Source organism: Frankia tisae (assembly GCF_025403405.1).
GTDB classification, from domain to species: Bacteria; Actinomycetota; Actinomycetes; order Frankiales; family Frankiaceae; genus Frankia; species Frankia tisai.
This window is the reverse complement of record NZ_JANEZT010000056.1, coordinates 1-23,205: the sequence shown is the minus strand read 5'-3', so window position 1 is coordinate 23,205 and position 23,205 is coordinate 1. Positions and strand designations below refer to the sequence as shown.

Annotated in this window: 21 protein-coding genes and 1 pseudogene; 7 read left to right on the top strand and 15 right to left on the bottom strand. The window is 71.4% G+C overall.

Annotated features, from left to right (window positions below):
* Positions 1 to 172: 172 nt before the first annotated feature.
* Complete coding sequence (locus tag NBZ85_RS08060; protein ID WP_261555565.1) at positions 173 to 607, bottom strand: GNAT family N-acetyltransferase; 435 nt, start codon at positions 605 to 607, stop codon at positions 173 to 175.
* A gap of 386 nt (positions 608 to 993) precedes the next feature.
* On the opposite strand from NBZ85_RS08060, the gene NBZ85_RS08055 reads away from it, so the two are divergent.
* Positions 994 to 1,434, top strand: coding sequence for a cupin domain-containing protein (locus tag NBZ85_RS08055; protein WP_261555547.1), 441 nt, complete (start codon positions 994 to 996; stop codon positions 1,432 to 1,434).
* Positions 1,435 to 1,517: 83 nt separating this feature from the next.
* Here NBZ85_RS08055 and NBZ85_RS08050 read toward each other — a convergent pair whose 3' ends face one another.
* The 5 genes from NBZ85_RS08050 to NBZ85_RS08030 form a co-directional block, all read right to left on the bottom strand.
* Positions 1,518 to 2,126, bottom strand: a complete 609-nt coding sequence (locus NBZ85_RS08050; protein ID WP_261555548.1) for a nuclear transport factor 2-like protein — start codon at positions 2,124 to 2,126, stop codon at positions 1,518 to 1,520.
* A 44-nt stretch (positions 2,127 to 2,170) separates the two neighbouring features.
* Positions 2,171 to 3,433 (bottom strand): cytochrome P450, encoded by a 1,263-nt coding sequence (locus NBZ85_RS08045; RefSeq protein ID WP_261555549.1) that lies wholly within the window; start codon positions 3,431 to 3,433, stop codon positions 2,171 to 2,173.
* 156 nt (positions 3,434 to 3,589) lie between these two features.
* On the bottom strand, positions 3,590 to 4,726 hold the full coding sequence (locus NBZ85_RS08040; protein ID WP_261555550.1) for an NDMA-dependent alcohol dehydrogenase: 1,137 nt from the start codon (positions 4,724 to 4,726) through the stop codon (positions 3,590 to 3,592).
* A 77-nt stretch (positions 4,727 to 4,803) separates the two neighbouring features.
* The gene (locus NBZ85_RS08035) at positions 4,804 to 6,249 is read right to left on the bottom strand and encodes an aldehyde dehydrogenase (RefSeq protein WP_261561740.1); all 1,446 of its coding nucleotides are present in this window, start codon (positions 6,247 to 6,249) and stop codon (positions 4,804 to 4,806) included.
* 149 nt (positions 6,250 to 6,398) lie between these two features.
* A complete protein-coding gene (locus NBZ85_RS08030; RefSeq protein ID WP_261555552.1) occupies positions 6,399 to 7,496 on the bottom strand; it encodes a TIGR03857 family LLM class F420-dependent oxidoreductase in 1,098 nt (365 codons plus the stop codon).
* An 89-nt stretch (positions 7,497 to 7,585) separates the two neighbouring features.
* Here NBZ85_RS08030 and NBZ85_RS08025 point away from each other — a divergent pair, with 89 nt between their 5' ends.
* From NBZ85_RS08025 to NBZ85_RS08015, 3 genes are all read left to right on the top strand, one after another.
* Positions 7,586 to 8,662 (top strand): phosphotransferase family protein, encoded by a 1,077-nt coding sequence (locus NBZ85_RS08025; RefSeq protein WP_261555553.1) that lies wholly within the window; start codon positions 7,586 to 7,588, stop codon positions 8,660 to 8,662.
* A gap of 206 nt (positions 8,663 to 8,868) precedes the next feature.
* Positions 8,869 to 9,417, top strand: a complete 549-nt coding sequence (locus tag NBZ85_RS08020; protein ID WP_261561739.1) for an FAS1-like dehydratase domain-containing protein — start codon at positions 8,869 to 8,871, stop codon at positions 9,415 to 9,417.
* Positions 9,414 to 9,842, top strand: coding sequence for a MaoC/PaaZ C-terminal domain-containing protein (locus tag NBZ85_RS08015; protein WP_261555555.1), 429 nt, complete (start codon positions 9,414 to 9,416; stop codon positions 9,840 to 9,842). The genes NBZ85_RS08020 and NBZ85_RS08015 overlap by 4 nt, the downstream gene beginning before the upstream one ends.
* A gap of 280 nt (positions 9,843 to 10,122) precedes the next feature.
* Here NBZ85_RS08015 and NBZ85_RS08010 read toward each other — a convergent pair whose 3' ends face one another.
* Positions 10,123 to 10,449 carry an FKBP-type peptidyl-prolyl cis-trans isomerase gene (locus NBZ85_RS08010; RefSeq protein ID WP_261555556.1) on the bottom strand — a complete coding sequence of 109 codons (327 nt, stop codon included), beginning with the start codon at positions 10,447 to 10,449 and terminating at the stop codon, positions 10,123 to 10,125.
* A gap of 391 nt (positions 10,450 to 10,840) precedes the next feature.
* Positions 10,841 to 11,290 carry an ArsR/SmtB family transcription factor gene (locus NBZ85_RS08005; protein WP_261561738.1) on the bottom strand — a complete coding sequence of 150 codons (450 nt, stop codon included), beginning with the start codon at positions 11,288 to 11,290 and terminating at the stop codon, positions 10,841 to 10,843.
* Between the two features lie 100 nt (positions 11,291 to 11,390).
* On the opposite strand from NBZ85_RS08005, the gene NBZ85_RS08000 reads away from it, so the two are divergent.
* From NBZ85_RS08000 to NBZ85_RS33985, 3 genes and pseudogenes are all read left to right on the top strand, one after another.
* Positions 11,391 to 11,918, top strand: coding sequence for an ArsI/CadI family heavy metal resistance metalloenzyme (locus NBZ85_RS08000; RefSeq protein WP_261561737.1), 528 nt, complete (start codon positions 11,391 to 11,393; stop codon positions 11,916 to 11,918).
* Positions 11,919 to 11,923: 5 nt separating this feature from the next.
* Positions 11,924 to 12,649, top strand: a pseudogene (locus NBZ85_RS33990) (aquaporin); the annotation flags it as partial.
* 27 nt (positions 12,650 to 12,676) lie between these two features.
* On the top strand, positions 12,677 to 13,087 hold the full coding sequence (locus NBZ85_RS33985; protein ID WP_261555567.1) for an arsenate reductase ArsC: 411 nt from the start codon (positions 12,677 to 12,679) through the stop codon (positions 13,085 to 13,087).
* Positions 13,088 to 13,594: 507 nt separating this feature from the next.
* On the opposite strand, the gene NBZ85_RS07985 is transcribed toward NBZ85_RS33985, so the two are convergent.
* The 7 genes from NBZ85_RS07985 to NBZ85_RS07955 form a co-directional block, all read right to left on the bottom strand.
* Complete coding sequence (locus NBZ85_RS07985) at positions 13,595 to 14,794, bottom strand: ABC transporter substrate-binding protein (protein ID WP_261555558.1); 1,200 nt, start codon at positions 14,792 to 14,794, stop codon at positions 13,595 to 13,597.
* A gap of 170 nt (positions 14,795 to 14,964) precedes the next feature.
* Positions 14,965 to 15,174: a ferredoxin gene (locus NBZ85_RS07980; protein ID WP_261555559.1), complete on the bottom strand. Its 210-nt coding sequence runs from the start codon at positions 15,172 to 15,174 to the stop codon at positions 14,965 to 14,967.
* Entirely contained in the window at positions 15,171 to 16,361 is a 1,191-nt protein-coding gene (locus NBZ85_RS07975; RefSeq protein ID WP_261555560.1) for a cytochrome P450, read from the bottom strand. The genes NBZ85_RS07980 and NBZ85_RS07975 overlap by 4 nt, the downstream gene beginning before the upstream one ends.
* Positions 16,362 to 16,438: 77 nt before the next feature.
* Positions 16,439 to 17,233: an SDR family oxidoreductase gene (locus NBZ85_RS07970; RefSeq protein ID WP_261555561.1), complete on the bottom strand. Its 795-nt coding sequence runs from the start codon at positions 17,231 to 17,233 to the stop codon at positions 16,439 to 16,441.
* Between the two features lie 262 nt (positions 17,234 to 17,495).
* Entirely contained in the window at positions 17,496 to 19,070 is a 1,575-nt protein-coding gene (locus NBZ85_RS07965) for a class I adenylate-forming enzyme family protein (protein WP_261555562.1), read from the bottom strand.
* Between the two features lie 62 nt (positions 19,071 to 19,132).
* Positions 19,133 to 19,894, bottom strand: coding sequence for an ABC transporter ATP-binding protein (locus tag NBZ85_RS07960; RefSeq protein WP_261555563.1), 762 nt, complete (start codon positions 19,892 to 19,894; stop codon positions 19,133 to 19,135).
* A complete protein-coding gene (locus tag NBZ85_RS07955; protein ID WP_261561736.1) occupies positions 19,891 to 22,788 on the bottom strand; it encodes a branched-chain amino acid ABC transporter permease/ATP-binding protein in 2,898 nt (965 codons plus the stop codon). The genes NBZ85_RS07960 and NBZ85_RS07955 overlap by 4 nt, the downstream gene beginning before the upstream one ends.
* Positions 22,789 to 23,205: the final 417 nt, after the last annotated feature.

Here is a 23,205-nt window from a genome sequence, read left to right as displayed (position 1 = left end):
ACACCCAAAACCCCACCGATCTGTTCGCCACCATCTAGCGATGCGGCCCCTCCTTCCAATCGCAGGCAGCTATACGGATGCCCGCCGGACGGCTCGGACCACTTTCACCCTCAACATCATCGCCAGCCACGAGGTAACTCCCGCGATCACGGTCCGACCAAAAGCCTTTGTGTTAGCCGGCGTCGGACCGGTCCACGCGATACACATAGTGCAGTGGGTCGTCAACGGGGTTGTCCGGCGCGAGTGGACCCTGCCCAACGCGTCGAAGGCCTGCCTTCTCCAGTGCCCGCCACGACGCCCGGTTGGCCGCCACGACCGGCACCACGATGCAGGTGGCCTCAGGGTGGTCGGTCCAGATGCGTCTGATCATCGAGGCGATCATCCGGCCGCCCAGGCCACACCCTGTCTGATCGGGCTCGCCGATCAGGTAGTCGATGGTCATGGCACCGGCCTGGATGTCCACGATGAGTGTCAGATCGTCGCGGTACTGCGGGTAGGCGGCGAGGCGGCACCGTTGCACCAGCCCGACGGGCCGGTCGTCGAGCAGGGCGAGGAAATCCTCCGAGGGTTCCTCGCTTCGGGCCGCGGGACCGAAGTCGCGTGTGATGGCCTCCGCGGTGGTCTCGTGGTTCCACCACCTGGCGACGGATGGCTGCTCCAGCCACCCCCCGTAGCAGGGCGAAGTCGGACTCCTCGAGCCGCCGCCAGGTGATCATCGTCGATCGTTCCCCTGAGATACGGTCAGGACCAGCCGTCGACTCCAGCCGGAACGATCAGTCAGCAAGATTCGGCCGCCAGCATGTCACCGCTACGCGACCTCTTCCATCGGAGCCGCGGTCGTGACGCACCGCGCCCGGCTACGGCATGGACAGGCCGGCGGATAACCGGATCCCTGGTCGCGACCAATACCACACGTTAATATGCGAACACACTCGACACTGTTGCCACGGAAAGCGGGGCCGGGCAATGCACGGTGGACCGATTGTCACATCTTTGGATGACGCGCACTGGTTCGATGTGACCCGGCTGGAGTATCCGGACGGGCGGATCGCGCGGATCCAGGAGGCGTGGATCCAGCTCTCGCCGCGCTACGTCTGCTTCTACAACAAGTGGGATCCGGGCGCGATCACGCCCCGGCACGGCCACCACGGGGACCATTCGATTTTCATCACCCGCGGTCAGGTGTCGGACGGCACGCACGTGTGCGGTCCCGGCTCGCACATCATGCTCGAGTACGGCGACACCTTCGGCCCGTGGGAGGCCGGCCCCGAGGGCTGCGAGATGTACGGGGTCATCATGGGCGTCGGGCACCCGTTCCTGGACAAGACCGCCTGGCGCGACTACCTCGCCGAACGCGGAATCGTCGAGCACGTCTGCCCGCCGCCGCCGCTGCCGCTGTGGTCGGCCGGGCTGAGCGTGCTCCCCGCGGACTGACCCGCCGCCGCTGCCGCTTGTGGTCGGCCGGGGCACCGGATGACGGTGCCCCGGCCGGGGGCGGGCTACTCGATCGGGACTGGCTACTCGATCGGGTCGTCGATCGTCGGGTTACGCACGCCGAAGCCGATCTCCTTGACGTTGAACGTCGGCTTCAGGCCCGGGCGGTCCACCCACGACGGGCGCGGCTCGTGGCCGGGCTCGGGGCGGGCCCAGTCGATCCAGGTGCCCCAGTCGTCGCGGGTCAGCTTGATGTCGCCCGGCGAGTACGGCTGGCCGAACTCGGCGTACCACTTGCCGAAACGCTTCATCTCGTAGGCAATCCAGTAGTCCTCTTCGGACTTGAACTGCCCGTTGCCGGCGTACTCCAGAATCTGGATCGATTCCGCGCCGACCTTGGGGCCACCGGGCACCTTGTAGTTGTCGGCCCAGTTGATGCCCTTCCAGACCACCGTGTCACCGTCGATCGTGTACCAGACCATCGGCGTGTAGGTGCCCGGCGACCAGGACATGGTGACGTCGAGGTACTCCTCGATCTCGTCCTGGCCGTTGAAGGTGCCCCAGTAGTGGTCCTTGTACCAGGCGTCCTCGGTGAAGCACTCGTGCGCCCAGCGCTTCCAGTCCTCGGCGACGGGGCCGAGTAAGTAGTAGTTCTTGAAAGCGGCTTCCACTTCTTCGCGGGGGTGGCTCAACGTGGCCTCCAGGGTGAGGGGTGTTGCATGCGCCTCGAGGGCGGTCAGGCGCGGACCGTGGTCGGGGTGTAGGCGGCCTTGAGGTGCTTGATGCCGTGGAGGAAGTTCGTCCGCAGGAACTGCGGCTCCTCGACGGCATGGATGTCGGGAAGGTACTCGAAGAGCGCCTTGAACACGACAGCCAGCTCCAGGCGAGCCAGGTGGGCCCCCAGGCAGAAGTGCGGGCCGGGGGCGCCGAAGCCGAGGTGCGGCGGGGTGAGGTCGCGGCGCACGTCGAACCGGGTGCCGTCGGGGAACACCGACTCGTCCTGGTTCGCCGAGCGATACCACAGCACAAGCTTGTCGCCCTTGGTGAACTCCTGGTCGCCGAGGCGCACCCCGTCGGCGGTGACGGTGCGGCGCATGTGCAGCACCGGCGACGCCCAGCGGACGACCTCGTCGACGGCCGTCGGCGTGAGGCCCTCGACGTCGGCGGCCCACAGCGCCCGCTGGTCGGGGTACTGGGTCAGCGCGAGCAGGCCGTGCGCGATGGCGTTGCGGGTGGTCTCGTTGCCGGCGCCGACCAGCAGGATGAAGAAGGAGGCGAGCTCCTGCCCCGTGAGGTTCTCGCCCTCCGCAGCGACGAGGAGGCTGATGAGGTCGTCACCGGGGTTGCGCTGCCGGTCGGCGGCGAGCTCGCGCAGCAGTTCGGCGAAGTCGTCGCCGACCCGGGAGAGGTTCTTCGCGACCCCGCGCGGGCTCTGGTCCGGAACGTACTCCGGGTCGCTGGCGCCGAGCAGCTTGTTGGTCGACTCGAAGATGAACTGTTCCTGGCTGCGCGGGATGCCCATCATGTCGTTGACGATGCGCAGCGGGATGAGGGCGGCGACCTCGGTGACGAAGTCGCACTCGCCCTTCTCCGCCACCGTCCCGAGGACCTCCCGGGTCACCTCGCCGACGTTGGCGCGCAGCGCCTCCAGGTTCTTCGCGGTGAACCCACGGGAGATGATCCGGCGCTGGCGGGCGTGCTGCGGGTTGTCCATCGCGATGATGGAGCCGAAGAACTCCCGCAGATCGATCGGCTGGTCGAAGATGTTGGTGCCCTCGCCGGAGCAGAAGTCCTCCGGCCGGCGGCTGACCTCCATCACGTCGGCGTAGCCGGTCACCGCGTAGAAGCCGCGGCCCCGGACGTTGCCGGCGAGGTCGAGCTCGGGGAAGTGCGGGCGTTCCCCGGATGCGCGCACGCTCGCGAAGTAGGCGTCGCGTTCGGCCGCGGGCCGGGTCCACCAGTCGAGATCGTCCAGGTCGACGTCAGCGATCAGGCTCATGCCGGTTCTCCTCGTGCTGTGCGGCGGCACCGCGGGACGGGTGCGGCGCGCTCCGGTGGTCGTTTGGGCGGCGTGACTTCGAGCGGCGTGACTTCGAGCGGCTGACATCGAGCGGCGTGGCATCGGGCAGGGGCGACGGCGGGCGGGGCGACAGCGTCAGGCGGCGTCGGCCGCGTCGGCGGCCGGGTAGCGCAGCACGCCCCGCAGGTTGGTGCCGGCGCGCAGGTCGTCGAAGGCGTCGTTGATGTCGTCGAGGGGGTAGGTCCGCGACACCATGATGTCGAGGTCGACCTGGCCGACGCTGGAGAGCTCCAGCAGCTTGGGAATGTCGGCGCGCGGGTTGCCCGAGCCGTAGAGCGTGCCGATGATGCGCTTCTCGGTGAGGGTCAGGTCCATCAGGTTGATGTCGATGGACGTCTCCGTCGCCGGGTGGATGTTGGTGACCACGAGTGTGCCTCGCTTGGCCGTCATCCGCAGGGCCTTCTTGATCAGTTTACCCTCGCCGACGCCCATGGCGCAGATGAACACGTCGGCGCCGCGGTCCCAGGTCGCCTCGGCGACGACCGCGGGGGCCTCCTGCCAGGAGGTCGCGACGTGGGTGGCGCCGAGCTCGAGGACCTTGTCCTTCTTCGTCTCGACCGGCTCGATCGCGACGATCACCTTGGCGCCGGCGAGCTTCGCGCCCTGGATGGCCGCGCCGCCGATGCCGCCGACCCCGGCGACGACCACGGCGTCGCCGGGGCGAACCTGGGCGGCGTAGACCGCCGAGCCCCAGCCGGTGACGAACCCGCAGCCCAGCAGGCAGGCCCGGTCCAGCGGGTAGTGATTGTCGATCTTGATGACGCTGGCCTCGTTGACCACCGTGTGGTGAGCGAACGACCCGATCAGGCAGGCGGTGGAGATGTCCTCGCCCTTGGCGTGGTGGCGGTAGCCGTCGTCGGAGATGTGCCGCCCGCTGTACAGCTTCGCGCCGAGGTCGCACAGGCTCTGGTGACCGGTCGAGCAGGACGGGCAGCGCCCGCACGACGGCATGAACCCGAACACGACATGGTCACCGGGGGAGAGCCAGGACACGTGGGCGCCGACCTCGCGCACGACCCCGGCGCCCTCGTGCCCGCCGATGCACGGGATGCGGAAGGGCATGTCTCGGGTGACGAGGTGCTCGTCGGAGTGGCAGATGCCGGAGGCGTGGAGCTCGACCAGCACCTCGTCGTGCTTGGGCGGGTCGAGCTCGATCGTCTCGACCGCCCACGGGGCGTTCGCCTCCCAGAGCACCGCGGCCTTGGTCTGCACTGTCGTGTGGTCCTCTCGTCGCTACCGGCGGTCCCGGTACTGGTTCGGCGGTTCGGCGGTTCGGTGACTGCCGGGCCTCAGCCGGCCGGCAGGATGATCGACTGGTACTCGGTGTAGGACGCCAGCCCCTCCGGACCGCCCTCGCGGCCGATGCCGGACTGCTTGAACCCGCCGAACGGGCTGCCGAGGTCCATTCCGGCGCTGGAGTTCACCCCGACGCCGCCGGCGCGGATGCGGCCGGCAACAGCCTCGCCCGCGGCGATGTCGGTCGTCCAGACCGCGCCCGCCAGGCCGTAGTCGGAGTCGTTGGCGAGGCGCACCGCGTCGTCGACGCCGTCGTAGGGGATCACGACCATGACCGGGCCGAAGATCTCCTCGCGGGCGACCCGCATGCCGTTGTCGACGCCGGCGAACAGGGTCGGCTCGACGTACCAGCCGCGGTCGAGGCCCTTGGGCCGACCGCCGCCGGTGATCAGCCGGGCGCCGTCGGCCTCGGCGGAGCTCAGGTAGCCCTCGACCCGCTCGCGGGCCTGGCTGGAGATCAGCGGGCCGACCTCGGTGGCGGGGTCGCGCGGGTCGCCGACGGTGAGCGCGCCGATGCGGGCGCCGAGCGCGTCGACGACCTCGTCGTAGCGGTCGCGGGGGGCGAGCACGCGGGTCTGGGAGACGCAGATCTGCCCGCCGTTGGACATCGCCCCGCCGACGATCGCCTCGACCGTGCCCGCGCCGAGGTCGACGTCGGGCAGCAGGATCGCCGCGGACTTGCCGCCGAGCTCCAGCGTGAAGCGACGCAGGTCGCGCGCGCACAGTTCGCCGATGCGGCGGCCGACCGCCGTCGAGCCGGTGAAGCTGATCTTGTCGACGCCGGGGTGGCGGACCAGGTGCTCGCTGGCCGCGGCCTCGCCGGGGACGATGGACAGCACGCCCGGGGGCAGGCCCGCCTCCACCGCCGCCTCGGCGAGCAGGTAGGTGTGCAGGGGGGTCTGCGGGGCCGGCTTGAGCACGACGGTGCAGCCGGCCAGCAGCGCCGGGGCGAGCTTGAGCGCGGCGACGAACAGCGGCGCGTTCCACGGCACGATGGCGCCGACCACGCCGACGGGCACCTGCCGCACGCGCACCGGGCCGCCGAAGCCGCCCGGCCGGGTCGTCTCCCACTCGTAGCGCTTGCCGATGCCGCTGTAGGTGGCGAACACGGCCGTGGCGATCCCGACCTGACCGATGGTGGACCACGCGCGCGGCGAGCCGACCTCCGCGGAGATCAGATCGGCGAACTCCTCCGCCCGGGCCCGGATCGCCTTGCCGAGCCGGCCCACGATCTGCGCACGCTCCGCCGGGTCGAGAGCCGGCCAGGGGCCGGTGTCGAAGGCACCGCGGGCGGCAGCCACCGCCGCGTCGACGTCGGCGATCGAGGCGCTCGGCACGCGCCCGATCGGCTCCTCGGTTGCCGGGGAGAACACGTCGATCACCCGGGACGAGGCCGGCGGCACCCAGCCACCGATGAAGAGATTCTCGTGGGTGTACAAGGAGGTCTCTTTCCCACTGATGATCAGGTCGGGCGGCCGGGCCACGACCGGACCGGCCCGACAACGTCGACGCCCGGGCGCCCGCCCGACCGTATGATCACTTAATTCTGGCGTTCATGTCACCGATGTGCAAACAGTACCCGCGCCGACTACGCACCGACGGCATTCGCCGGCGTCCGGGCGGCGAAGTGCTGCAGGACCGGGCCGAGCAGCTCCGGAGTGGAGCCGTGCAGGACCAGCTCGTCGGCGCCGGCGTCGAGGTAGTCGTCGAGGCGGGCGGCGACCTCGCCCGCGGAGCCCACCGCGGCGGCGTCGGTCAGCCACGACGGGGGGAGGGTGCCGGCGACGTCGAGGAGCTGGTGGCGGGTGAAGACGTTGTCGGCCGAGCCGCGCAGGCCGACCATCAGCGGGTGGGAGCGCAGCGCCGCCAGCGGCTCGACGCCCCACTCGTTCACCCCGGCGAGGCGCTCACCGAAGCCCGGGATCTGGAAGTAGGTCACCGCCCGCGCGCCGACCACCGCCGTCTCCTCCTCGGGGGTGAGGTCGGGGGCGACCACGACGGTGGCGTACACCTTCACCGTCGACGGGTCACGCCCCGCCTCGGCCGCGGCCTTGCGCACGATCGCCACCGAGCGGGCGACGGCCTCCGGGGTGAGGAAGGGGTGCAGCAGCGCGCCGTCGAAATGTGCCCCGGCGAGCGCGAGGCTCTTCGGGCCGATCGCGGCGAACACCAGCTCCGGCGGCGCGACGTCAGGCAGGTCGCCCAGGCGCATGACCGGGAAGCGCCCGGCGGGACCGTCGTAGGAGACCTTCTCCCCCCGGCACAGCCGGCGCAGCATGTCGGCGGAGTCGACGAGCACCTGGTTGGTCATCGCCGGCAGGCCCACGGCCTTCCACATCGGGCCGACGGAGCGCCCGAAGCCCAACGTCAGGCGACCGCCGGTCAGCGCCTGCGCCGTCATCGCGGTGGAGGCCAGCACGACGGGGTGGCGCACGAGGAAGTGGGTGATGCCCGAGGCGATCCGCACCCGGCTGGTGGCCTGGCCGATGGCGCCCGCGAGCACCCCGAAGTCCTTCGTCCCCCACCGCTCGCTGAGCCACACCGTGCCGAGCCCGAGGTGCTCGGCGGTCTGCGCCTGCCCGATCGCGGGACGCGGATCGGCGACCCGGCCGGGCAGCACGTAGGCGCCGAGGCGGTCCGCCACCCGGGCGGCGCCGGTCCGATCGCGATCCCTGTTCGTCGTCATGCCTCTATTCTGACATCCGTGTCTAGTATCTGGGTGATCAGCCGCTCCGGGCGGCCGGGAACCGGGGCACGCCGGCGGAAGGAGTCAGGATGGCCACCACGGCACGACGAGATCTCGAGGCGACCCGGGAGGTCCTGCGGGGGTGGCTGCGAGATCGGCACGGCGCCACCGAGGTGGAGATCTCGCCGCTGACCTCGCCCAAGGCCGGCTACTCCAACGAGACCCTCTACCTGCACCTGGCCTGGACCCCGTCGGACGGCCCGCGGCGCGCCGAGGACCTCGTGCTGCGCATCGAACCCACCGGCCACCAGCTCTTCGTGACCCCCGACGCGGTCCGCCAGGCGCGGATCATGCAGGCGCTCACCCCCCATCCGGGCGTGCCGGTGCCGACCATCTGGTTCATCGAGCCGGACCCCACCGTGCTGGGCTCGCCGTTCTACCTGATGGGCCGGGTCGACGGCCAGGTGCCCGGCGACGTCCCGAGCTGGCACGCCAAGGGCTGGACGGTCGAGCTCACCCCCGCCGAACGAACCCGGCTGCACGACAACGCGCTGGCCTCCCTGGTCGCGCTGCACCGCATCGACGTGCGCGACGGCTTCGACTTCCTGTCGCCCGCGGGGACCGGCACCGCCCTCGACCGCTACCTGGTGGCGTTGCGCGACTGGCACACCTGGGCGGAGCCCAGCCTGCGCTGGGAGCCGGACACCGTGGCCGCGGCCGTGGACCATCTGGTGCGCGAGCGTCCCGACGACTCCGCCGCCGGCATCGTGTGGGGCGACGCCCGGGTCGGCAACATCAGCTTCGGCCCCGACCAGTCCGTGCGGGCGATGTTCGACTGGGAGACGGCCACCGTCGGCCCGCCCGGCATCGACCTCGGCTGGTGGCTGATGTTCGAGGACTTCCTCTGCGAGGCGCAGGGCCTGACCCGGCTGGAGGGCGTGCCCGACCGGGCCGCGATCATCGCCGGCTACCAGGAGCTCTCCGGCCGGCCGGTCGAGCACATCGACTACTACGAGCTGCTCGCCGCCACCGTCATGACGCTGATCAACAGCCGCCTCGGCGTGCTGCTGATGACCAGCGGCGGCCTGCCGGAGCGGGTCGCGTCCTCGTACGCGCGCCGCACCATCGCGATGATCCGTCGCGGCCTCGACCGCGTCGCCGCCTGAGCCACGCCGCCTGAGCCACGCCGCCCGCGGCTACCGCGGACACACATGACGGCAGCGTTAGATAGTTGCTCTGCCTCCTGCTAGCGTGCAGCACGTCACGGTGGCGCAGCAGGCAGCACGACGGCGCCGCCCGGCGACGGGTCGGTTAGATCGCGACTCCGGGTGCGCCGCCTGACCACTTCGACCGACGACCCGACGGAGCAGTGATGAGCGCACCCAGCGAGGCGGGCACCGCGTGGGAGTTCCCGATCGAACGCGGCAAGATCCGTGAGTTCGCCCTCGCCATGCAGTCCGAGGCGCCGGAATACCAGCGCCCGGACGCCGTGGTCCCGCCGACGTTCCTGATCAACGCCAACCGCTGGGCGCCTGAGGGTGCCCGCGTGCCGCACGGGTTCGATCGCCGCCGGCTGCTGCACGGCGAGCAGGAGTACATCTTCCACGGGCCGCCGCCGCACGCCGGGCAGACCCTCTACGCCGCCGAGCGCCTCGCCGAACGGTACGAGAAGCCCGGTCGGCGCGGGGGCACCATGAAGTTCGCCGTCATCGTCACCGAGTTCCGCGACGAGGCGGGCACCCTGGTCGCCGAGGGCCGCGCGACCTACATCGAGACCGCGAAGGCCACCAAGACCGCGGAACCGGCCAAGACCACGGAGCCGGCCAAGACCACGGAGCCGGCCAAGACCACGGAGCCGGCCAAGACCGCGGAACCGGCCACGGCCGCGCAGCCGGCGCCGGGCACGGAGGAGAAGGCATGACGGCCCCTGGCACCACCCTCGCCGACCTCGCGGTGGGTTCCTCCCCCGAGCCGCGCTCGTTCGGCCCGCTCACCCGGCAGATGTTCGTGCGCTACTCGGGGGCGTCCGGCGACCTCAACCCGATGCACTACGACGACACGTTCGCCCAGCGCGCCGGCTACCCGTCGGTCTTCTCCCAGGGGATGCACCAGGCGGCCCTGCTGGCCACCTTCGCCACCGACTGGTTGGGCGCGGAGAACATCCGCCGGTTCCACGTCCGTTTCCGCGAGCAGGTCTGGCCGGACGACGTGCTGACCTGCTCCGGAGTGGTGACGGCGATCGAGGACCAGCCGGCGGGCCGACTGGTCGCGGTGGACCTGAGCTGCGCGCGCCAGACCGGCGGCGTGGCCATCGCCAGCGCGGCGGAGTTCCTGCTCCCACACTGACACTCCCGCACTGACGCACTGACGCTGACGGCGAACGCCGCGCGACCACGGCGGGCCGGTGAGCTTCCGGCCCTCCGCACGGCCGCCAGCCTGCCTCTCGGCTTCCCCCAAAGACTCGGTGGCGCCCGCCGGCGATGGTCGACGACCTCGGCGGCGGGCGCGGCCGGGGGATCCGCGGTCCGGCCCCAGGGCGACAGCCGGGCCGCGGATCCGCCTTCTCGCCCCGGAATCATGCCGAGGGTAGCCGGCCAGTCCTCACTCGCCGGCCGGCGCCGCCAGGTCAGTTGATCGCGAGTAGTTCCACTTCGAAGACGAGGTCGGAGTTGGGCGGGATGACAGGCGGGAAGCCCCTGGGGCCGTACCCGTAGTCAGGCGTGATGGTGAGCACCGCCTTCTCCCCGAGCGACAGCTGGGGGACCCCCTCATCCCATCCCTTGATCACCCTGCCGACACCGATCTCGGTCTTGAACGGCTCTCCCCGGTCACGGGAGGAGTCGAACTGCTTTCCGCTGAGCAAGGTGCCGACATAGTGAATCGTCACCGCGTCCCCTTTTTTGGGGAAGGTCTTGCCGTCCCCCGGCGAAAGGACCTTAATCGATACGCCCATGCAACCAGCCTTTCCTCGATGGTGGGACCAGCCCGGCAGCAGTAGACCCGCCCCGGCCGGAGCCGGGCGAACCGCCGCCACGGGCCGCCGCGCCCCCGCGGGCAGGAGCCGGGGGCATCCAGAAAAGTATCTCAGTCGGCCCCCAGCCGGTTGCGCCGGGAATTGCTGGAGCCTGATGACGGTCGCGGGCCGGCGAAGCGTGATTAACCGCCAGCATCTGCCGACCGCCAGCATCTGCCGACCGCCAGCGGCGCTCGCCTTCGACGGCACTCGGCCGAAGTGCCCTTTCCGTCCTGCTGTCACGTTCCGTGACGTCCGGCGGCGCAGCGGGCGCCGTCTGACAGCACGCCCCTTCAGCGAACACCGGAAAAGATACTGATGAGCGGCTGCCCTAGCACTGCGCGCAGTTCTCCGGCAGCGTGCCGGTGGCTGCGGGCTGGGGCCTGAACAGTGCGCCGAGGGCGGCGAGGGCGGCGGGCACCGGGCGATAGTAGGCCCAGACGCCGCGCTTGTCCCGGCTGATCAGGCCGGCGTCGACGAGGACCTTCAGGTGGTGGCTGACGGTGGGTTGGGTCAGCCCGAGGGGTTCGGTGAGTTCGCAGACGCAGGCCTCGCCGCCGTCGCGAGCATAGATCATCGACAGGAGTCGCAGCCGGGCGGGGACGGCGATGGCCTTGAGGACACCGGCGAGCTGCTCGGCACCCGCGGCCGACAGCGGGGCGGCGGCCAGCGGCGTGCAGCATGCGGCGATCGCGCCCACCAGGTCGCCCACAACCTCGTCCGGCCGGTCGATGGCCGGTCGGACGGTGGACGGCGGGCGCGACGTCGGGATCCTGGCCATGGTGTCCAGCATGCCACAAGAGATTGACGGCGGTCTATGTCTGCGGGCATGCTCACTTCCGTCGGGACATAGATGCTTGTCGATGCGTGAGGTAATCATGATGGCGCGAGTACAGCTGGCGTTGAACGTGTCCGATGTGGACGCAGCGGTGGAGTTCTACTCGAAGCTGTTCGGGGTGGCGCCGGCGAAGCGTCGGCCGGGATACGCGAACTTCGCGGTCGACGTGCCGCCGTTGAAGCTGGTGCTGCTCGAGAACCCGGACGTCCGCGGCAGCGGCGTCGCGGGAGCGTTGAACCATCTCGGTGTCGAGGTCGAGACCACCGACGAGGTCACCGCCGCGACGACCCGGCTGGCCGGGGCCGGCCTGGAGACAGCGGTCGAGGAGAACACCACCTGCTGCTACGCGGTGCAGGACAAGGTCTGGGTCGATGATCCCGACGGCGCGCCGTGGGAGGTCTACACGGTGCTCTCCGACGTCGTCGACGGGTCGGTGCCGGCGCTGCGGATGGTGGAGCCGAGCAGCGGGCCGGGGTCGGCCTGCGCCTGCGGGCCGGGGGTGGACTGCGGCCCGGCCGTCGACACCACCGTCGATGCCGCGATCGAACCGGCGCCCGCCGGCGCCCGCTGAACCCGGTGGCGGACATCGAGCCGGGTGGTCGGCCGGCGCTGGCGCGGCGGTTGGCCGCCGAGGCGGTGGGCAGCATGCTGCTCGCCGCCCTGGTCGTCGGGTCGGGGATCGCCGCGGTCCAGCTCAGCCCCGACCAGGTCGGGTTGCAGCTGGTGGAGAACGCCGCGGCGACCGCCGCCGGCCTGTTCGCCATCATCCTCATGGTCGGCCCGGTGTCCGGGGCGCATTTCAACCCGGTCGTCAGCCTCGTCGACGCCGCGTTCGGCGGGCTGTCCTGGCGCGACGCCACCGCCTACCTGCCCGCCCAGGTTGCCGGCTGTGTCGCGGGGGCGGTGCTGGCGAACCTGATGTTCGACCGGTCGGCGGTGTCGATCGCGACCCACCACCGGGCGTCGGGGGCGCATCTGCTCGCCGAGGTCGTCGCGACCGCCGGACTGATCCTGCTGATCTTCGCGCTGGCCCGGTCCGACCGGGCCGAACGGGCCCCGGCGGCGGTCGGTGCCTACATCGGGGCGGCGTACTGGTTCACCAGCTCGACGAGTTTCGCGAACCCGGCGATCACCGTCGGGCGGATGTTCTCCGACAGCTTCGCCGGCATCGCCCCCGCCTCCGCACCCGCCTTCGTCACCGTCCAGCTGGCCGGCGGGGCGGTCGGCTACGGGCTGGTCCGGCTGTTCTACCCACCCGCGGCCTCGGCCCGCGCCCAGGCCCAGGCCCAGGCCACGCAGCATCCACCCCACGAGAGGCTCCTGCATTCCATGACCGCGAGACCGTCGGTGCTGTTCGTCTGCGTCCACAACGCCGGCCGCTCCCAGATGGCCGCCGGCTGGCTCACCCACCTCGCCGGCGACCGCGTCGAGGTCCGCTCGGCCGGCTCCGCCCCCGGCGGGCAGATCAACCCCGTCGCCGTCGCGGCCATGGCCGAGGTCGGCATCGACCTCACCGGCCAGACCCCGAAGATCCTCACCGTGGACGCGGTCGAGGCCTCCGACGTCGTCATCACCATGGGCTGCGGCGACGCCTGCCCGATCTTCCCGGGCACGCGTTACGAGGACTGGGCCCTCGACGACCCCGCCGGCCAGGACATCGACGCCGTGCGCCCCATCCGCGACGAGATCCGCGCCCGCGTCGACCGGCTCCTCGCCGAGCTTCTCCCCGCCGACGTCTGACCGCCGTCACCCACCACCAGAGCGGGGCGCGGCCACAGAGCGGGGCGCAGCCACCAGAGGAACGCGCGGCCACCAGAGGGGGGCCGAACGGTGAGCGGGCCGCGGCACTGTACCCGGATGGCTGCCGCGGCCCGCGGGCCGATGGCCACCGACCCCCCTCATTTCTAACAGATCTGTCACCGAATTCCGAGCTACGCCGGCCCACCTCACATCGTTGACGACGCTGTCACCCTGTGGAACCGAAATCCCGGGTCTCACCGCGAACCCAGCACGATTCGGCAACCACGCGCCCGGGCCTGGGTCCGGGTGGGGGAATCCGGGGGCGTACCCCGGATTCCCCCGGGGGTGGAGCGAACCGGCGCCGGCGGGTTCCGCGGCCAGGACAGCAACAGATCTGACATGACGACTATGCAGATGCAGCGTCCGATACCTGTCGCGGGCAGGCGCGGGACGCTCGCTGCGAGCCCGTGCCGGGCGGCCACTGCCGTCGGCACGGGCTCGCCGCCGTTACTCGACGCAGATGGCTTCCGTGCCGTGGGGAGCGGTGAGCTTGCCGCTCTTGATCACGCCGTACCAGCCGCACGGGACGGAGACCGCCGGCTTGTCCTTGGCGTAGGTGGTCGGCGGGATCAGGCCGCCGAGGGTGTTCTTCGCCGGCTGGGCGTAGAGCCCGGTGTAGAGGTCGGCGGAGGTCGGGCTGGGGCCGATCTTCGCGGCCGCCTTGCTGAACATCACGCCCGCCGCCCAGCCGGCGCTGGCGCTGGCGTTCAGCGGGGTGTCCGACTTGTAGGACTTCATCGCCTGCAGGAAGTCCGCCGTCTCAGGGGCGCCACCGAACCAGTTGAACGAGTCGTTCGCGATGTAGGCGCCGTCGTAGTTGGCGTTCTTCAGCAGCTTGTCGAGGAAGCTCTGGCCCGGGGAGATCAGCTGCGGCCGGTAGTTCTGCTTCGCGCAGTCCGCGACGAAGCGTTCGCTGACCTCGCCCGAGCTGTTGAGGATGATCGATTCCACCCCGGCCGAGCGCATGTTGAGGCACTGGGAGGTGTAGTTGGGCGACGACGACGAGATCGCCAGGCCGGAGGCGAACTGCAGGCCCAGCTTCGTGGCGATGCCGCCGGCGAGGGAGAGTCCCTGCGCGCAGGCGGGCAGCTCGGCGCAGACGACCATGCCGAGCTTCTTCTTGCCGGCGATCTTGGCGGCGTTCACCTCGGACACGACGTAGTTGACGGCGGTGTCCGAGGTCGGGAAGAAGTTCGGGTCGGTCAGCCACAGCGCCGCGGTGGCGGAACCGCCGATCACCGGAATCTTCTTCGCGTCGACGTAGTCCTTCCAGGCCGACTCCAGCCCGGACTCGTGCGTGCCGACGAGAGCGATGATCTTGTCGTTCTCGACCATGCCCTTGACGGCGGCCAGCGACTTGGCCGGGTCGTTGGCATCGTCGCGGACGACGACCTTGATCGGGTGCCCGCTGAGGCCGCCCCGGTCATTGGTCCACTGCGCCCACGCCTGCACCGCGTCCGCCGTCGCCTTGGAGATCACGCCGGCGAAGCCGCTGAACTGGCCCACCGTGCCGATGACCAGCGGGCTGCCGGTCGGTGCCGGCGACTTCGGTGCCGCCGGGGCCGCCGAGGCGCCGCCCCCGGAGCCGCCGCCCGAGCCACCCCCGGAGCTGCTGCCGCACGCGGCGACCACGAGGACCAGTGCCACGAGACATATCACCGGTCGTAATATCTGGCGCTTCACGCAGGTGCCCTTCTTCTTCATCGAGTTGTCATAACCAGCGCCTCCCCCCATGCCAGGGGCATGAGCGGAGAAACAGAGATGCCGCGGACGGGGACGGCGACGGTCCGCGCGCGCCGCCGCCGGCCGGGACGCGGTCAGCCGCCGGTGGGGTCGGCGGAGAGGATGATCGCGCGTTCGGGGCACGATCCGGCGGCTCGCCGGGCGCCCTCGACGCGGTCGGGGGCGACCGGGCTGTCGGCCGTCACCTGGCCGTATCCCTCGTCGTCGTCGTGGAAGACATCGGGGGCGAGCATGTAGCACAACCCGTGCCCCACGCACAGGTCGCGGTCGATCGCGACCCTCACCGCGGCGCGCCCGGGGTGAGGACGAGCGGAAGGGCCTCCAGGCCGACGGTGCCGCGGGGGAACTTCACCGTCGGCGAGAACCCGGGCGCGATGTCGTAGTGCGGGATGAGGCGGTGCCACTCCTCGTAGACCAGGCGCATCTCGAGGCGGGCGAGGTGGGAGCCGAGGCAGCGGTGCACGCCGACGCCGAAGCTGGCGTGTGGGTTGTCGCCGCGGTGGAAGTCGACCCCGTACGGATCGGGGTAGCGCGCCTCGTCGCGGTTGACCGCGGCGATGTAGGCGGTGACCCGGGTGCCGGCGGGCAGCGTGCGCCCGCCGAGCTCGGTCTCCGCGGTGGTGATCCGCGGCACGAACGGCGCCGGCGGGTCCAGGCGCAGCAGCTCCTCCACGGCGGCGGGAACGAGGGCGGGATCGTCGACGATCTCCTGGCGGCGGTCGGGATGACGCGCGAGGCGCTCCATCCCGAAGCCCAGGGCGTCGGTCACCGTGTCCAGGCCGGCGAGGACGAACAGGAAACACAGGCCGATCACCTCGGCGTCGGTGAGCGCGTCGTCGCCGTCCAGGCAGAGCAGCTCGCTGAGCACGTCGGGGCCGGGAACCCCGCGGCGCGCGGCCACCAGCTCCGACAGGTAGGTGAACAGCTCGCCGGCGTGCCGCAGGTCGGCCTCTTCGCCGCTGATCACCCCGGACGGGTCGCTCAACGCGAGGATCGCGTCCTTCCAGGCGACGAACTGGTCGCGCATCTCCATCGGGAGACCGAAGAAGGTCAGGAAGGCCTGGACGGGGAAGACCGACGCGACGTCGGCCACGAAGTCGCACTCGCCGCGCGCCGGCAGCGGCGCGATGAGCTCGGCGAGCTGGCGGCGTAACTCCGGTTCTAGGGGCCGGATGCTGCGCGGGCTGAAGAAGGGCTGCAGGATGTGCCGGTAGCGGGCATGCTCCGGCGGGTCGAACGCGATCGGGACCAGCGGGAGCGGGCTGCCGAGGGAGTCGAACGCCTTCCGGGAGGAGAACACCGCCGGGTTGCGGAACGCGGCCTCCACGAGGGCGTGGTCGGTGAGCGCGACGTCGGGTTCGAGCTGGACGATGGGCCCGCGCGCGCGGATGAGCCGCCAGGCGGCGTCCCGGTCGTCGCGAACGGGCAGGTCCTCGAAGGTGAAGGGCTGGGCTTCTCCGGCCGGCGACATCTGGCCTCCCTGGGTCCGTTGATCCGCTGGTTGCGTTCGTCGGTGCGGGACACGCCGGCCGCGCCGAGCGGTGGCCGTCAGAACGCCGAGCGCAGCGCTCCGCCGTCGACCGGGATGAGCTGGCCGGTGACGTATCCGGCCCAGGTGGAGCAGAGGAAGGCCACCACGGCGGCGATCTCCTCCGGGCGTCCCGGGCGGCCCACGGGGATGCCGGCGCTGAACTGGGTCATCATGTCGGCGGGCGCGAGGCCGCGCTGCGCCCCGACCCCGCCGACGTAGTCCCACATCCGGTCGGTGGCGATGAAGCCGGTGCCGATGGTGTTGACGGTGACGCCGTCGCGGCCGAAATCGTTGGCCAGCGAGCGGTTGAGCGTCACCACCGACGCCCGCACGGTGTTGGCGAGGATGTGCTTGAGCTCGGGCGGCGGCTCCTTGGCCGCGCCCGACCCGATGTTCACCAGCCGCCCCCAGCCGCGTTCCCGCATGGCGGGCGCGACCAGCCGGGTGAGGTGGATGACGCTGAGGGTCATCTCCTGGAAGGCGCGGGCGAAGTCGTCCCCGGTGAGGTCGAAGAAGTCGCCGGGGCCGGGGCCGTGGACGTTGCTGACCGCGATGTCCGGCGGCCCGAAGCGTTCGCGGGCGCTCGCCACGGCCCGCTCGATCTCCTCGGCGACCGTCATGTCCGCCGCCACGCCGTGGGCGACGCCGCCGTTCTTGGTGATCGTCTCCACGACCTCATCGACCGCCTCGGTGCCGCGGGCGGCCACGACGACCCGGGCCCCCTCCGCCGCCAGCAGTTCGGCGACCGCACGCCCGATGCCGCGGCTACCGCCCGACACCAACGCGACACGGTCCGCAATTCCGAGATCCACACCGACCTCCCCGAACGTCGACACCCTGCCAGATTCCGTGAAGCATGCCACATCTCACGGGGTGAGGAAACTTATACGGAGAAGCGCATTCGAGTGCCGCATCGAGGTGACGCAACCGTCAGATGACTGGCACCATCCGGCCATCGGAACGAAAAGTCCAGCCGGGTACGGCGCGCGAGGGGGCGCGGAGACGGGCGAGCGCGCGGGGCGGGTCCGACCGGGCGCGGCACCGGCCCATGCTCAGGCCGGCGCCGCGCCCGCCTCAGGTCCCGGCGCCGGCGCGGGCGAGCAGCTCGCGGCGCACCGCGGCCTTGGAGATCTTGAGCATCGAGCCCTGGGTGGGCAGCTCGTCGGTGAGCTCGAGCTGCTCGGGCAGCTTGTAACGGCCGAGCCCCGCGGCGAGCAGGTGGCGTTGCATCTCGGCGAAGTCCAGGTCGGGCTGGCCGGGCGCCCGCTCCACCACCGCGCAGACCCGCTCGCCTCGTTCGTCGTCGGGCAGACCGACCACGGCGACCCGGGCCACCAGCGGGTGGGTACCCAGCAGGTCCTCGATCTCCCGCGCGGAGATGTTCTCGCCCTTGCGGATGATGATGTCCTTGATCCGGCCGGTGAGCTTGATCCGGCCGTCCGGGCGGACCACGCCGAGGTCGCCGGTGCGTAACCAACCGTCGACGAACGCCTCCGCGGTCTGCGCCGGATCCCGGTACCCCTTGCACACCTGGGGGCCGCGGATCTGCAGCTCGCCCTCCTCCCCCGGGCCGGCGACGGTGCCATCGAGGCGGGCGGCCCGGATCTCGATGCCGCGCACGGGCGCCCCGTCGGTCCCCCGGCGCAGCTCGACGTCGTCGTCGGGGAAACCGACGGCGATCATCGGAACCTCGGTCATCCCGTAGGCGGGGATGTAGGTCACCCCCAGCTCGGCGGTGATCTGGTCGAACATCGCCGGTGGGGTGGGCCCGGCGCCGCCGCCGAGCTCGCGCAGGTCCGGCAGCAGCCGGCCGGCCCCGCGCCGGCGCTGCTCGCGCAGCAGCAGCTCGCCGAACGCGACGCTGCCGCCGCACAGGTTCACCCGGTGCCGGCGGAACAGCTCCACCAGCGACGACGGGTCGAACCGCTCCACGGACAGCGTCCGGATCCCGACGGAGAACATGAAGCAGAACAGGTTCGGCCCGCCGATGTGCGCGATGGCGAACTGCATCGCGAACACCGTGTCGGCGTCGAGCCGCATCCGCTCGGCGTAACCCCGCCCGCCCCACATCAGCGACTCGTCCGAGTGCAGCACGCCCTTGGGCTCGGACGTCGTGCCGCTGGTGTAGAAGGTCCAGCGGGCCTGGCGCGGGTCGGTCGGCGGCGGCGGCAGGGTCGCCGGGTCGCCGTCGGGCAGGTCGTCGACGCCCACGACCACGATCCGCGGCTGGGGGGTGTCCGACCAGTCGAGCCCGGAGACCATCTCGACGTAGTCGAACCCGTTCCAGGTACCGGGCAGCACGACCCACTCGGCGCCGGTCTGGCGCAGCGCGAAGCCGACCTCCCGGCCCCGCACCGCCGGGATCACCGGGTTCTGGTGGGCGCCGAGGCGGGCCAGCGCCAGGCAGACCAGCAGGGTCTCGATCCTGGTCGGAAGCTGCCAGCTCACCCGGGACCCGGGGCCGATCCCCAGCTGGTGCAGGCCCGCGGCCACCCGCTGCGCCCGGTCCCGGAACTCGCCGAAGGTAATCCGGCGATCCCGCTCGTCGACGATCATCAACCGGTCCGGGGTGAGCCGCGCCCGGCGTTCGCAGACCTCCCAGAACGTGAGGTCGTCAACGGGTATCACGGCCGATGCGGACGTCGTCACGGCGGCCACTCCTCTCTGCGGTCCTCTGCGGTCCTCTGCGCGGCCAAGGCCGGTGTCGCGCATCAGCCACCGTGGTTCGGGGCGACACCCAGGTAGTGCTCGAAGACCTCCTCGGCGACGTCCTCGGGGCGACCGTCGAACACGATCCGCCCCTTGGTCAGCACGCAGACCCGGTCGGCCGCGGCCAGGGCGCGGTGGACGTACTGCTCGACGAGCAGCAGCGACGTCCCGGCCTGGGTGATCCGGCCGAGGAACTCGTAGATCTGGTCGACGATCACCGGGGCGAGCCCCATCGACACCTCGTCGACCAGCACGACGGCGGGGTCGTCGAGGTAGGCGCGCATCACGGCGAGCATCTGCTGCTGGCCGCCGGAGAGCTCGCCCGCCGGCTGGGACAGCTTGCTGCCGAGGATCGGGAAGTTCGCCACCGCGCGCTCGAGCGCGTCGTCGACGTTGCGCTTCCAGGTGTGCAGGACGAGGTTCTCCCGCACGGTCAGCGACGGGTAGACGCCCCTGCCCTCCGGAATGTGGCACAGCCCGCCCCGGGCCCGCTGGTAGGGCCGGGCCCGGGTGACGTCGCGCCCGTCGAGGATCACCTCGCCGCGGGTCGGGCGCAGCAGGCCCGAGGCCACCCGCAGCAGCGTCGTCTTGCCCGCACCGTTCGGGCCGAGCAGCGCGACCACACTGCCGCGCGGCACGGTCAGCGAGACGTCGTGCAGCACGGCCGACGAGCCGTAGCCGGCGTCCAGCCCGCGGACCTCCAGCACCGGGGCCGCCGGCGCGGCGGCACTCTCGCCCCCGGGGAGGGTCTCGGTGACCGTCATGAGCTCACCTCCTGAGACACGGTCTGGCGCGACGACGCCGCCGGATCAGCTGGCGGGACCTGACCTGCCGGATCGGCCGGATCGGCCGTGCCGCCGGTGGCCGCCTCGGAACCGAGGTAGGCGGCGCGCACGGCGTCGCTCGCGGCGACCTCGGCGGGTGTCCCCTCGAAGATCGGGACGCCGAAGTCGAGGACGTAGATGTAGTGGCAGACCTCCATGACCAGCGCCATGTCGTGCTCGATGAGCAGGACACCGACGTCACCCTGGCGGATCACCTCGGCGAGCACCTCACCGAAACGGGCGGTCTCCAGCCGGTTCAGGCCGGACGACGGCTCGTCGAGCAGGAGCATGTCGAACGGCCCGGCCAGGCAGCGGGCGAGCTCGACCAGCCGGCGCTCGCCGGTCGACAGGATGCCGACGGGCCGGTCCAGCAGATCGGTGATCCCGCAGGTGGCCGCGGCGCGTTCGACGGCGTCGGCGACCACCTTGCGCTGCGAGCGGGTCCCGGCGAGATGCCGCCAGGGCCGGACCCCGGCCATGGACGCCTCCCGGCCGAGCACGATGTTCTCCCGCACCGACATCGAGTCGAACAGTTCCATCCGTTGGAACGTCCGGCCGAGCCCGCCGCGGGCCCGCGCCGACGGGGCGAGGCGCGACACGTCCGAGCCGTGCAGCCGCACCCTTCCGCTGCTGGGGCGGACCAGGCCGGAGCACGCGTTGAACGTCGTCGTCTTGCCGGCGCCGTTGGGCCCGATCAGCCCGGTGACCCGGCCCTGGGGGGCGATCAGCGAGAAGCTGTCGACGGCGAGGTTGCCACCGAAGCGGACACTGATCTTCTCCACCTGGATGCCGCTGTCGGGCGCGGCCGCGGCCGCCGCGGGCCGCTCGATGGAGATCGCCGCCGCGTGGGCCGCCGCGGCCGCGTCGAGGGGCAGCGCGGCGGGCAGCGCGTCCGCGCCGGCCCGCGACGTGACGCCCGGCTCGCCGGCCGGAGCGGTCGCGGCCGCCGTGACCGCCGTGACCTCGGGTCGCCGGCCGCCGATGCGGTCGGCCAGCCGGCGCAGCGCGACGTTGCGCGGCGGTCCCCCGCTCAGCGACACCACGATGGCGGCGACGCCGAACAGGAAGTTCAGCCAGTTGGTGGTGTTCTCGTTGGTGATGTAGGCACTCGGCAGGACCATGCCCGCCGCGGCGAGGAAGGCGTACCACGGCTCCCCACCGATGCTGATCACCAGGACGGCGAGGAGCACCAGCGACGAGAACGAGGAGAACGACGACCCGGTCACGGCCGAGACCGAACCGCCGTAGAGGCCGCCGTAGATCGCGGCGACGAAGGCGGACAGGCAGAACACCAGCACCCGGGTGGTGTTCACGCTCGCGCCGTGGGTGGCCAGCGCCGTCGGCGAGTCGCTCAGCCCGCGCAGCAGGCGCCCCAGCCGGCTGCGGTGCACGCCCACCACCAGTGCCGCGACCAACGCGACGAAGATCAGGACGAGGTAGTAGTACCCGCGGTCGCTCTCGAAGGCCGACAGGCCCGGGCGGGGCACCCGCACGCCCGACGTGCTAGATCCGAAGAGGATCTTCAGCGGGTAGCCCATCTGCTCCATCGCGATGCCGAAGCCGAAGGTGGCCAGGGCCAGGAACACCCCGGACAGCCGGATCGCCGGGATCGCGATGACCGCGCCGACCGGGATGGCGACCAGGCCCGCGAGCAGCAGCGCGACCAGCCAGGGCAGGCCGAGGCCGGTGGTGAAGTGCCCCATGGCGGCGGCGCCGATCGCGGCGAACGCGGCGTGGGCCAGCGACACCTGGCCCGAGGTGCGCACCAGCAGCCCGAGGGAGAGGAAGAGGATGACCTTCAGCAGCGCGTCGGTGTAGGTCGGGACGCGCGCCCCGCCGACGAGGAACGGCACGGCGACGGCGAGCGCCGCGAGCACGACGGCGCCGCTGAGCTGGATCCGGGCCGGTGCCCGCCAGGTGTCGGTGACCAGCAGGCGGGCCGACAGCCGCCGGTCGACCAGGCGCCGGCGCGGGGTGAGCAGCAGGACCGCGAACAGCACGAGGAACGGGGTGCTCGGCGGCAGCCCGGTCAGCAGCGCGTTCGGGTGGGTGACCGCGCCGTACTTGGTCAGCACGGAGGCGAGCACACCGACGACGAGGCCGCCGGCGTAGGTCAGTGGCAGGCTGGAGAAGTAGCCGAGCGCGGCGGCGCCGAACGCCTGCACGACGAGCAGCGTCAGCAGCAGGGCGTCCAGGCTCAGGCTCGGGGCGAGCAGGACGCCGGCGAGGCAGGCGAACGTGCTGCCGATGACCCAGGACCAGCGGCGCACCGCCACCGGGTTGGTACCGGCGGAGTCGAGCAGCTCCGAGTCGTCGACCACGCCGCGCATCGCCAGGCCCAGGCGGGCGAAGCGGAAGAACAGGTACAGCCCCGCGGTGGCGACCAGCGCGATGGCCGTGATGATGATCTGGTCCCAGGTGATGACCGTCCCGGACAGCGTGAACGCCTGGCCGGTCGGCAGGAACGTCGGGAAGGTCTGGCTCTGGGCGCCGTAGCGGGCGGTGAAGAAGCCCTGGACGGCCAGGATGATGCCGATGGTTGCGACGATCTTGTAGACGACCCGGACTTCGGCGAGGCGGCGTGCCATCAACTCGAGCAGAAGTCCGAGGGCGGGTCCGACGACGCCGATGCTCAGCAGTGCGGCGAGACCCCAGGGAAGCTCGTGTTGGACCCGTAAGAAGTAGAAGGTGTAGGCAGCAGTCGTGGCGACCGCCCCGTGCGCAAGGTTGAAGATCCCGGACGTCTTGTACGTGAGTACCAGGCCTGTGGCGGCCAGCCCGTAGACGGAGCCGGAGACCAGGCCGATGATGATGAAGGGTAAGAGGTCGTTCATGCGATCGGCCACTCCGCCGACCGGGAACACACACCTCGGAAGATCATTCCGACACTCCCGTCAGATTCCGCCTCAGACCGAGCCCGCCACAGGGGCCGGACGGCCCGCCCGAACGGATGCCCGCCCGAACGGCCAGGCCGCCCACTCGATCGTGTGGCCGGAATCATACCGTCAGATTGTCTGTCGGCCAGAGGCTTGGCGGGTTCTTCTGTTGCGAGGGGTGTCTGACCTGCTCGCAGGGGCGTCAAGACCGCTGGCGAAGGAGGCGTGTCGGCGGCGTGTCGGGCGCGGCGGGGCAGGTGACAAAGGAGTTAGAAAGGCCGGTCGGTCGGTGCCGCCGCGCGACCGGGCAGGCCCCCGACGGCCCGGGATACCGGGCCGTCGGGGGGAGGATAACCGGGCTTCCCGGGGCGGGAT